The 12,004-nt window shown below is 69.9% G+C and carries 4 protein-coding genes; 3 read left to right on the top strand and 1 reads right to left on the bottom strand.

The annotated features are described in order from the left end of the window. Positions 1 to 131: 131 nt before the first annotated feature. Genes AB0F01_RS17655 through AB0F01_RS17645 form a run of 3 tightly spaced genes read left to right on the top strand, consistent with a single transcriptional unit; the run spans position 132 to position 5,114 of the window. On the top strand, positions 132 to 1,508 hold the full coding sequence (locus AB0F01_RS17655) for a hypothetical protein (RefSeq protein ID WP_362095969.1): 1,377 nt from the start codon (positions 132 to 134) through the stop codon (positions 1,506 to 1,508). A 58-nt stretch (positions 1,509 to 1,566) separates the two neighbouring features. After that, positions 1,567 to 2,916, top strand: a complete 1,350-nt coding sequence (brxD, locus tag AB0F01_RS17650) for a BREX system ATP-binding protein BrxD (protein ID WP_362095966.1) — start codon at positions 1,567 to 1,569, stop codon at positions 2,914 to 2,916. Then, positions 2,916 to 5,114 (top strand): DEAD/DEAH box helicase, encoded by a 2,199-nt coding sequence (locus AB0F01_RS17645; protein ID WP_362095963.1) that lies wholly within the window; start codon positions 2,916 to 2,918, stop codon positions 5,112 to 5,114. The genes brxD and AB0F01_RS17645 overlap by 1 nt, the downstream gene beginning before the upstream one ends. 61 nt (positions 5,115 to 5,175) lie before the next feature. On the opposite strand, the gene AB0F01_RS17640 is transcribed toward AB0F01_RS17645, so the two are convergent. Beyond that, positions 5,176 to 11,847, bottom strand: a complete 6,672-nt coding sequence (locus AB0F01_RS17640) for a DUF3320 domain-containing protein (protein ID WP_362095960.1) — start codon at positions 11,845 to 11,847, stop codon at positions 5,176 to 5,178. Between the last annotated feature and the right edge of the window lie 157 nt (positions 11,848 to 12,004).

Genomic DNA, 12,004 nt, shown 5'->3' with positions numbered 1-12,004 from the left:
ACCTGTCGCGCAGGGCCTCGTGCCCTGTGTCCGGCAGGGCGGGACGTGTCTCTGCGAAGGGGTGGCGTGCCGGCTCCCGGGCCTCACGGCTCGACACGTCCGACGGACTCCTGGAAAGAGCTGGAGAAGCGTTGTCCGACTTGCTGGCCAAGGACCCGCGCACCGCCGAAGCCGGCGCAGGTGAGAACCTCTCCCTGTCCGAAGACCAGGCGAAGGCGCTGCTGCAGGAACTCGGACCCCGGGGAGACGTCCTGGCCGTCTACCACAACGGCTGGGGCCGGGTGGTGCTCGCGGAGAACGGCCTCATCCTGCTGCGTGGCATCGTCAAGCCCGTGGCGATCCGCGTCCCCGCGCCCCTGCAGGTCCTCCGCGCCACCTACGGCATGTTCGACTCCGTCGACGTCCTCGTCCTCGGCCATCCCTACAAGCTGTGGGGCTCTAAGCTGGACCCGAAGGGCGAGCTCCTCATGGCCAACGGCGACATGGTGCCCCCGGGCTCCTCCCTGCGTCCCGGCCGCAGAACACGGCTGGCCACGTGGGTGGGCCGTCACCCGGTGCTCATGATTGCTGCCGTGTTCGGGCTGTTCTTCGCCGTCCTGGGCCCGGGGTCCACCTCCCCGGGGGACGACAAGGAGGCCGTAGCCCAGACGCCCGAGCCCGCCTCCGTGGTCGTTCCCGACTTCTCGGGCTCTCCTCTCGCTGAAGCCGCGCTCTCGGCCGGCCGGCATCAGTGGCAGACAGTTTCGGCAGCGGACGCCTCTTCCGACCGACGGTCCGTGACCACGACGACGAGCGGCTGGCAGGTCTGCTTCCAGAGCCCGTCCCATGAAGAGAAGGTCCGTACGTCGAGCAGGACACTGACCCTGTACGCGGTACCGAAGCAGGAGGAGTGCCCGGTCCGGCTGCACGGCTCCCGCCGGATCCTCATGCCCGCCCTGGTCGGCGAGCAGGCCGACGACGCCTCCCGCGCTCTCGACGACCTCGGTCTCCGGCGCGTCGTCCTCTTTCACGCCCACACCGGCAAGCGTCTGACCGACGGGCTGCAGGACGTGGCGGACTGGCGGGTGTGCCGACAGTACCCGGAACCCGATACCGAGATCTCGACCGGGACACAGGCCGACCTGTGGCTGATCGGTCCGAGCAAGAGCTGCGCCGAACCCAGCCCGGATCCGGAGCCGGAACCCAAGCCCGATCCCAAGCCCAAGCCCAAGCCGCGCCCCCATCCCTCGAACGGCTCCGGGTCGGGTGGCGGCTCGACGGGTGGCAGCAGCGGCAACTCGTCCGGGGGTACCACGGGCGGCGGCGGTTCATCCGGCGGCAGTTCCACCAGCGGGGGATCCTCCGGCACCACGGGGGGCGGCACCGGGGGGACCGGGAGCCGTCCGGGAGTCCAGTTCGGCCAGTTCTGTTCTCCTGTCGGTGCCATCGCGACCACCACCGACGGGCGGCCCGCGAAATGCTTCATGGGCAGGGACGGAAATGCCCGGTGGGGCTACAACTCCGGGTGACCGCGGGACAACTTCCCGCCCCGCACCGCCGTAGTCCGAGAAAGGGCAGAATGCTCCCGTGAGCACCACCGGATCCCCGCGCCCCGCCCAGGTGAGCGCCGCCCGCCGCCGTACCGTCGTCGACGCCCTGCGCCGCGGGGCCGTACCGGAGAGCGGGCTCGACCTGCTCGCCACCGGGCTCGATCGGTTCGAGACGGCCCTCGACGCGGAACTGGACGCGGTCGCGTCCGGCGGGTCCGTGTTCAAGGCCGTGCGCGGTGAGTACGGGTCCGGCAAGACCTTCTTCACCCGCTGGCTGGGGGAGCGGGCCAAGCGCCGCAACTTCGCCGTGGCCGAGATCCAGATCTCGGAGAACGAGACACCCCTGCACAAGCTGGAGACGGTCTACCGGCGGCTCACCGAACGCCTCACCACCGCCAGCTTCCCGCCCAGTGCCCTGCGCCCGGTCGTCGACGCCTGGTTCTACGCCCTGGAGGAGGACGCACTCGCCGCCGGAGCGACCGAGGACGAGCTGCCCGGTGAGGTGGAGAAACTGCTCGTGGCGCGGCTCGCCGAGGTGTCCCGGCATGCCCCGTCCTTCGCCACCGCCCTGCGCGGCTACCGGGCCGCCCTCGCCGACGGCGACGAGGCGACCGCCGCGGCCGTCCTGGCGTGGCTCGGCGGCCAGCCGCACGTCGCGGCGGCGGCTCGTCGGTCCGCGGGTGTACGCGGCGACCTCGACCACTTCGGAGCACTCGGTTTCCTGCAGGGCCTGCTCACCGTGCTGCGCGACTCCGGGCACACCGGGCTCTTCGTCGTCCTCGACGAGGTCGAGACGCTCCAGCGGGTCCGCTCCGACGCCCGCGACAAGGCGCTCAACGCGCTGCGGCAGCTCATCGACGAGGTGCACTCCGGCCGCTTCCCCGGCCTGTACCTCGTCATCACCGGCACACCGGCCTTCTACGACGGCCAGCAGGGCGTCCAGCGCCTGGCCCCGCTCGCCCAGCGGCTCGCCACCGACTTCACCACCGACCCGCGCTTCGACAACCCCCGCGCGGTGCAGATCCGGCTGCCCGGCTTCACCCGGGAGTCCCTGGTCGGCCTCGGCGTCACCATCCGGGATCTGTACGCGGACGCCGCAACGTCGCCCGAGCGCGTGCGCACGGTCGTCGACGACGCCTACGTCGCCGACCTCGCGCGGGCCGTCGGCGGAGCACTGGGCGGGAAGGTCGGAGTGGCGCCCCGGCTGTTCCTGAAGAAGCTCGTGGGGGACGTGCTCGACCGCGTGGACCAGTTCGACGACTTCGACCCCCGGCAGCACTACAAGCTGACGGTCGCGAGCAGTGAGCTCACCGATGTCGAGCGGAACCTGGCCGCCACGGTCATCGGCGGTTCCGCGTCCGCCGACGACATCGACCTGGAACTGTGATGGCGGGCGCCGACAGCCCGGCCGGGGCGGAGCCGACCGGGGGAGAGGCCGACGTACTCGACCGGCTCGACCCCGTTGTCCTCCACCACATCGTCAACACCCTCGGCTGGCCCGACCTGCGTGCCCTGCAGCGAGCGGCGATCAATCCGCTCATGGACGGCGAGGACGCCGTCCTGCTGGCCCCGACGGCCGGCGGCAAGACCGAGGCCGCCTGCTTCCCGCTGTTGTCGGCGATGGCAGAACAGCGGTGGACCGGCACCTCGGTGCTGTACCTGTGTCCCCTCAAGGCACTCCTCAACAACCTGGTCAGCCGCGTCGACACCTACGCCCAGTGGCTGGGACGGCGCGCCGCACTCTGGCACGGCGACACCAAGGAATCACAGCGGCAGCGCATCCGCACCGAAGCACCGGACGTCCTGCTGACCACACCCGAGTCGCTCGAGGCGATGCTGATCGGCGTCAAGACCGACCACGCGCGGCTGCTGGGCGGCGTACGGACCGTCGTCGTCGACGAGGTGCACGCCTTCGCGGGCGACGACCGGGGCTGGCACCTGCTCGCCGTGCTCGAACGGCTGGAGCGGGTCACCGGCCGGCCCATCCAGCGCGTAGGACTCTCGGCGACCGTCGGCAACCCCGAACACCTGCTGCGCTGGCTGCAGGGAGCCGGTGCCGGAAGCCGGACCGGACGGGTCGTCGCGCCGGGCGTCCACCTGCCCGCCACCGGCGCGGCCGGACAGGGGGAGCAGGCCGCCGAGGACCTGTCCCGCAGGCCCGCGGGCGAGGTGGAACTCGACTACGTGGGCTCCCTCGACAACGCCGCCAAGCTCATCGCCGCCCTGCACCACGGCGAGAAGCGCCTCGTCTTCTGCGACTCGCGCCGCCAGGTCGAGGAACTGGGCGCCGCGCTCCGCGCCCGAGAGGTGACCGTCTTCCTGTCCCACGCCTCCCTCTCCGTCGACGAACGAACCCGCTCCGAGCAGGCCTTCGCCGAGGCGCGCGACTGCGTCATCGTCTCCACCTCCACCCTGGAACTCGGCATCGACGTCGGCGACCTGGACCGCGTCATCCAGATCGACTCCCCGGCGTCCGTGGCCTCCTTCCTCCAACGCATCGGGCGCACGGGCAGGCGCGCGGGCACCCTGCGCAACTGTCTGTTCCTCACCACCACCAAGGACACGCTGCTCCAGGCGGCCGGCCTGCTGCTGCTCTGGTCACGAGGCTGGGTCGAACCGGTGCTCCCGCCGCCCGAGCCCCGTCACCTCGTGGCTCAACAGCTCCTGGCCGTGACCCTGCAACAGCACAAGCTGGGCGACCGCCTGTGGGATCGGCAGTGGAACGGTCTTGCCCCCTTCGACAGGTCGGCCGCACCGATCCTGCGCCACCTCACCGAGGAGGGCTTCCTCGACAGTGACGGCGGCATGCTGTTCGTCGGCCCCGAGGCGGAACGCCGTTTCGGAAAGCGCCACTTCATCGAACTCACGGCCTCTTTCACCGCACCGCCGCAGTTCACCGTGCTCTCCGGGCGCACCGAGATCGGCCGCACCGACCCGAGTGTTCTCACCGAGGAACGGCCGGGCCCGCGGCGCCTGCTGCTCGGCGGACGCAGCTGGCAGGTGACCTACATCGACTGGCTGCGTAAACGCGTCTTCGTCGAACCCGCTGACGGTGGCGGCATCGCCAAGTGGATGAACGGCGGCATCGCGGGCCTCTCGTACACCCTCACCCGTGCCATGCGCGAAGTGCTGCTCGGCACGGACCCGCCCGTCTCCCTCACCCGACGTGCCGAGGCGTGCCTGGCGGAGCAGCGCGAATCCGACGCCCCGGACACCGTCCGTCCCAGCGGCACACTGATCACACGCGTCGGCGCTGACGTCCGCTGGTGGACCTGGGCCGGCTACCGGGCCAACGCCACTCTCGCCGCCACTCTCCCCTCGGTGGCCGACCCCTTGCAGCGTCCCACGGATTGCTGGGTGCGCCTGCGCGAAGACCTCACGCCGGCCGACTGGCGCACGGCCCGCGAGAGCGCGGGCGAGGGTCTCGTCCTGCCGGATGTGGACCCGCGGGCCGTACGCGGTCTGAAGTTCTCCGCCGCTCTACCGGAACGCCTCGCCGTCGCCACGGTTGCGGCCCGCCTCGCCGACTTCGAGAGCGCCCGAGCCGTGCTCGCGGAGCCGGTGCGTTTCCAGCACAGATCATGAGACCGGGCGGACAGAAGGAGTCGGCCGCTCCCCTCCGACCGGCTCCGGCGTCACCACTGGATCACGTTGCGGGCCCTTCCAGAGGCACGAGCCCCGACGGCCCTTCCTCGACCGCATTCCGGGCGAGGAGCACGTCGATGTCGTGGTCGAATGCGGCCCGGATGTCCGGCCCCAGACGCAGCCATCCGAAGAACCGGGCCGTTTCCCTGGCCAGTTCCTCGCGGCGCATGCCCGGCGACTCCGACAGAATGCCGAGCATCGCGATCTGCCGTTCCACGGCGGGAACGTGAGACACCTTCTTGCGGTCGAAGTCCGGACTCGGCGTCCGCGCCGTCGTCACGCTGCGGTTGGGCAGGTCCCACACCGTTCCGGACCGGACAGCCTTCTTCTTGCGGCGCAGGCGTGCCAGTGCGTCCCGGACGCTGCTCTGTACGATCTGGCCGGACCGATCGAGCAGCCACGCGGTGCGTACCCGGCCGATCAGAACGTCTTCCTCGATGGGACCCTCCATGGTGACGACATGGAGAGCCACCTCCGCAACCACCCGCTGGGCAGCGGGGTCCCGAAGATCGACGCCCGGCAGGCCGGCGGCAGCGGACAAGGCGTCCTTCAGGTCGTACAGCTCCTTCCACCCCATGGCCCGGTACGGCCGGCTCCACTCCGACCGGTCGGACTCCACGGCCGGGACGATCGACACATCCACCGGCTCCAGCCCAGGCCCGGGAACCGGAGCGGCTTCCGCGGGGGGCGCGTAGGGGTCGGCTGCGCAGGCGGCCTCGACGGCCTCACGCAACCGCCGCTGCGCGTCCCGCCGATTGCGGTACCAGTCCGTCCCCCAGATGCGGTGCAGCTTCCAGCCCAGGCCGCGCAGAATCTCCTCCCGCAGCCGGTCACGGTCACGGGCCGCACGCGAAGAGTGATACATCGCGCCGTCACACTCGATGCCGATCGCGTAGGAGCCGGGAGCTCCGGGATGGCGGACTGCCATGTCGATGCGGAATCCTGCCACGCCAACCTGAGGCTGCACTGCGTATCCCCAGCCGCGCAGCGTGTCGAGTACATCCTCTTCGAACGGGCTCTCCGGCGCGGCATCGGCGTCGGGTGAGGCCGTGGCCAGGATTTCGGGTCCCTGCTCGGCGTACTGCAGGTAGCGCTTGAGGTGCTGGACGCTCTTGTTCGTGCTGTCCGGCAGGTCGGCGCCGTGGAACGAGGCCACGACCTCCACGCGGTGCCGCGAACGGGTCACGGCCACGTTCAACCGCCGCCAGCCTCCCTCGCGGTTGATCGGCCCGAAAGAGGAGTGCAGCTTGCCCTTCGCGTCGGGGCCGTACCCGACCGACAGGATGATCACGTCGCGTTCGTCGCCCTGCACCGTCTCCAGGTTCTTCACGAAGAAGCCGCCCAGGCGGTCCTCCGTGAAGTAACCGTCGAGGTCGGGCCTTGATCTGAGAGCTTCGGCCACAGCGTCCTCGACGGCGTCCGCCTGTGCCTTGGAGAGGGTGACGACACCCAGCGTCAGGTGGGGGCGCGTCGAGAAGTGGTGAATGACCCGCTCGGCCACCAGCTCGGCCTCACGGAGGTTATTGCGCTTGTTGCTCCGGTCATACACCCCGTCAGCCTTGTAGAACGCGACGCCCACGTCGTGGCCGTCGGTGACGGCGCCCGGGAACACGACCATGGAATCGTCGTAGAACTCGTGGTTGCTGAACGCGATCAGGTTTTCGTGGCGACTGCGGTAGTGCCAGCGCAAGGACAGCTCGCGCAGCACCCTGCTGGCCTTGCAGGCGTCCAGAATGGATTCGAACGAGTCGGGAGTCTCGTCGTCCCACTCGTCGTCATCGTCCGAGTCGCTGCCGGCGCTGAAGAACGATGTGGGTGGAAGCTGCCGCGGGTCGCCCGCCACGATCAGCGCGTCACCGCGGTAGACGGCGTTCACAGCATCCTGCGGAAGCACCTGTGACGCCTCGTCGAAGATCACCACGTCGAAGCGGAAGTCCGGGGGCAGGTACTGGCTGACCGTCAACGGGCTCATCATGAAACACGGTTTGATCCGCTGCACGATGTCGCGGGTCTCGTCCAGGAGCCGCCGTACCGGCATGTGCCGCCGCTGCAGTTTCGCTTGTCGGCTCAGGACCGCGGCCTGGCCGGTCGTCACCCGCCGGGGGCGTCGTGCGTTGCAGGCCTCGATCACCATCGCGTGCGCCGCTTGCACCAGCCCTCGGTCCAGTCGTCGATAGCGCTCCACCAACTGCTCGCGGTCGGTTGCCCGTACCAGTGTGAGACGGTCGTCGGACGCCAGTTGATGTTCCACCCAGGCCCGCAGCACTGCGCGCTCCACCGCCGCCGGGAACAACGACGCCGGCACATCTCGATCCGCGAGCTGCGCAGGCAGACCCTCCAGCCCGTACCGGGCCAGCACTGTGCGGGCCTCGGCCCAGCGGAGCCAGGCGTCAGGACCGTAGGGATCGTCGGACATGCGGTCCAAGAGCGTCCGGGCGGACGGAAATCCGGCCTCCAGCTCGGCGCGGATCTCCGCTGCTCTGCCCGGGGTGAAGTGGGCGACGAGGGCCTCCGCCCGCTCCAGCCAGTCGCGGTTGCGGCGGTCAACCGACGAGTCGGGCTCTGCGGTCGACAGCAGACGAGCGGCCTCGGGATCCAGAGGCGCGGCCGAGCCGGTGGCGGAAGCAGCACGCCTGACGCCGAGCGCCCAGTCCAGGGCACTGTGGACCGTGTCCTGGGAGGTCCGCAACCCCTCGTACAGCTCTCCGAGCAGACGGCGGTGGTCAGCCTCGGCGCTCAGCCAGTCCTCCACGGCCGCGCGAGCTGCCACAACGGCCGCGACACAGGACCGGGCCTCACCCAGGGACAGCCAGTCGGCCGTCCCACCCGGGGAGTCCGTGACACGCGACACCGAGTGGATGACGGAAGCGGCCTCGTCGAGTGGATCGAGGTGACTGCGCAGCCAGGCCGCACCGTCGGGGAACGAATGGGCACGCAAGGCAGTGGCAGTGGCCGTCAGCGCGGGGGATTGCGTGAAGTTCTCCCACTCGGCGCACTCCGACCGCAGACGGGCAGCCGTCTCCAGCAATCCCGCACTGGGGGGGTGCTGGGCGCACAGGACGCGTGTCGGACCACTGCGCCTGTCAGGGTCCGCGAGGGCCGGTCCGGCCAAACGGTGGACGTCGGACGCGGCGGCGAGCGCGGCTGCCAGCGCGGCGGTGCGAGGACGACCTTCTGGTGCGTACTCGCCGAGCAGTTCGGCGGACTCGGCAGTGTTGTCTGCCTCGGACCCCTCACCTGAGGCCGAGAGCAGCATGGCCCGGCGCAGCAGGCCGTCCTCGACCGCCGTCGTGATGCCAGGTGCATCCGGCCGGTCGTCCAGGCGGGTGTCCAGGCCCGAATACCAGGTGCAGAGCAGTTCTCGGTCGTCGTCCTCATGGGCGGCGAAATCCGCCTCCTCCCGCTGCGCCGCGTGCGCGGCCGCGACGGCCGCCCGCGCTGAGGCGAGGGTGTGACCCGATGATGCAGAGAACTCGCGACGGCCACAGGCCTGAACCGTGTCGATGAACCGTACGGCGTCCTCCAACGCCGGTACATGAGCGCGCAACCACGCGGCGGCCGCCGAAGGGCCGAGGCGATCCATGTCGGTGGCGTGTCCGCGCAGCCGAGGCTCCAACAGCGCCGAATTCCACGTGTCCAGGTCGTGCTCCAACCGCGTCGCCCATTCGGACAGTGCGACGTCGGGCACAGCGCCGTGGGCCAGTTGCGCCGCCATGCGGTTGCGACGGACGGGGTCCCTCAGCGTGTTCGCTGCGAGCCGGTGGGCGTTCTCGACCTGACGCAGCGCGCCATCCAGTGCCTCGAGGTCGGGCAGTTCGTCACTGGCATAAGTGGCGAGCAGTTCCGCGTTTGCGGTGACCGCGGCACGCACGGCCCGGTGTGCTTGCTGCCATGCCTCCGCCTTGTCCAGCTCGGCCTGCAGGCCGCTGGTCCAGGACCCACCGGTGCTGACAGCGCCAACAACCTTCCGGTCTGCTCTGACCTGAGCGGACAAAGCTGCTGCGAACCTCCGGCCGTTCTCCGAGAGGCGACGCACCGCTTCGGTCAGGCCTTCGGCGTAGGGGGTGCCCGGTCCGAACACGCCTTGCGCTTCCCTGCGGGCTCGGTCGAGTACCTCCATCAGCTGGTGCAGCTCGTCCACCGCACGACGTACGTGCGGCAGCACGTCCGGATCGAACCAAGCGGCCGGAGCCCGGTGGACGGATTCGGCCAATGCGGCCAGTTCACTGACGGACCGCGTCGCGAAGGCGGTGTCCGGTGAATCGCAGCCCAACAGGTCCGCCGCGCGCATCGCACAATCGGCGGTGCCTTCCAGCATGTCGGCGAGGGCCGACCAGCGAGCGGCGAGTGAGACGGCCTCATCCCGGCCGAGGACCGTGACATCGGCAGCGGACGGGTCCAGGACGTCGAGCGCGGCCTCTGCGGTCTCCGGTTCTTTCGGCAGGTGGGACGGCATCTCGGCCCAGCCGGGCCCCGCCTGCTCGCGTGCCGTCGCCAGTGCAGCGGCCGTGCGGTCGCGGCGAGCCTGGAATTCTGTCACCGCGGTCATCACGAGACCCAACGCTGCCTCCTGGGCGGCGGCCAAGCCCTCAGGGGAGAACCACGCCTCGAGCGGGCGGTGAGGAAGAGCGGACAGGTCCGCCAGATCGCACAAGGCCGTCGCCTCCGACAGCGAGCGCGGTTCGTCGAGGCCCATAGCCCCTGCGAGTTCACGAGCCGCGGCAGTGGCCCGCTGGAGCGAGCCGGCAGCCTTCTCGAAGTCCTGGCTCAGATCCCTCATTTGCTGCTCGGTCAGACCGGTGAGCTCCAGTCCTCTGGGCTGGAGCAGGAGGAGAGCCTCCTCTGCCGCCGGCGGCTCGGGGCGAAGCCGAGGGGAAATCTCCTCCCAGCGGTCGCCCAACAGATTCTGCGCGGTCTGCTCGGCACGCCGCACGCGCCGCAGCGTGCCGAGAAGGGACTCGACGGGATCGGTCACGGCGTGTGCCATATCGGCCTCGGTGAGCCACCATTCGGGCGCCGGAAGTCTCTCGTTCAGCAGACGGAGCAACTGGACGAGACGACCCACCTGGTCCGGTGTCGTGAACCGGCCACCCTCCCACGCGAGGGCTCCGTAGCCGTCCAGGGCGCAGAGCAGTCCGTTCAGAGCAGTGCGCGCCTCTTCCAGCACCAGGCCGGGGTGGGCTCGGTCCGTGCGTAGCCCTCGCCACGGGAAGTGCGGGTCGGCTACCGCCTGCCAGGCCTCCGCGACGCCCTCCGCGGCCCTGAGTACGTCGTTCAGGTCGGCTGCGGAGAGTGACGAGGGATCGAACCGACGGGTTGAACCATCTCCCGCAGCGGGAAGGTAGGCGACTGGTGCATCGTCAAGGCAGCCCACCCGGCCCATGACGTCGTGCAGGGTACGACCGAAGGGCTGACGCACTTCGTTCATCGCGGTGGCGTATGCGGACAGCGCCTCGCGGTCGAGGCGTGCCTGCTCCTTCTCCTGGTCGGGAAGTCCGGTCGCCTGGGGCTGTTCGGAGAGCGTGCGGCCGAGTTCCTGTGCCACAGCCCTGCGGCTGGTGTTGTGGCTGTGGAGGGCGAATGCGTAGGAGTCGAGGCCCACGGACTTCAGCCGCTGCAACACGACGTCCAGCGCAGCCGCCTTCTCGCTGACGAACAGCACCTTGCGACCGGCGTGCATCAGACCTGCGATGATATTCGTGATGGTCTGGCTCTTCCCCGTCCCCGGAGGACCGTCCAGTACGAACGACCTGCCCTGAACCGCTGCTGCGACGGCCTGCCGTTGCGACGTGTCTGCGTCGAGGACCAGCGGTGCTTCCTCCGGAGGGGCCAGTTCGTCCACCCGGTCCGCGGGCACTTCCTCGAAGTCGAAGCGGTCGGCGGCCAGGGCATCGCCGGGACCCGTCGCCACCGCCCGCACGAGGTCGCTCGAGAGAAGCCGGTGCTCGTTCTCCAGCAAGTCCCGATACATCGACTCCTTGTGCGACGCGAAGAGCGCCATGACGACTCGCTCCTCCACCTCCCACTGGGGCTTGCCGGCCACGGCCGAGCGCACGGCCGTGAGCACCCCTGTCACGTCACGGCATTCAGGTTCGGTGACGGGCGTCCAGTCGATGCCGAACTGCTCCAGTTTGATGGGCAGCGCGGGGTTGAGTTGGGCGTCCTCGTCATCGTTCGCCTGGAGGAGCACCTGTCCGGTGGGCGTTCGGACCAATTGCACGGGGAAGAGGATCAGTGGGGCCTGACTGCTGGTGGCCGCTCCGTCTTCACGCCAGTGCAGAATGCCGACGCCCAGGTGCAACGTCCACAGGCCGTAGTCGTTGAACACCTGAGTCGCCTTGGCGCGGAGGGAGCGGAGAGCCTTCTGCAGGGCAGGCGCTGTGCTCTTCTGCGTAACAACCTCGTCCTCGCCGGGCGGCGCGCACTGCTGCTCGTCGTCCTCCGTGACCTCGTCCGGGAGCGGCGCGAAGTGCAGCGCACGGCTCTCCAGCAGTCTCACCAGCTCTGCGGGCGCGGGGGCCGACAGCTCCAGCGTGGAGGCGCGGGTGTGTCTGAAGTTCAGCAGCCGGTTGCGTCCGCTGAGATCCACGAGAGAGGTGCGCCAGCCCGCCAAAATCGTCTTCAGGCGGTCCAGCTCGCTTCCGCCTCCAGCGGCACCCGGAATGCTCGTCACTTGTTCCCGCTCTCACGTCGCGCCACTCGGGCCCGGGAGGACGGCGCAGTTCTCTGGCGAGACGTGCCAGTTGGGCAGGCCCGCCGCATGCGGACCGACTCCTCAGAGTGCGACACGGTCGCCCCTGCCACACTCGCCCCCCACGGACGGACAAATT

The organism is Streptomyces sp. NPDC029526 (assembly GCF_040637405.1).
Classification (GTDB): Bacteria; Actinomycetota; Actinomycetes; order Streptomycetales; family Streptomycetaceae; genus Streptomyces.
The sequence above is the reverse complement of the archived record's forward strand: the minus strand, read 5'-3'. Positions and strand labels throughout refer to the sequence as shown.

Coding starts and splice junctions, on each gene's coding strand:
- AB0F01_RS17645 (WP_362095963.1), top strand. CDS start 2,916: ATGGCGGGCGCCGACAGCCCGGCCGGGGCGGAGCCGACCGGGGGAGAG.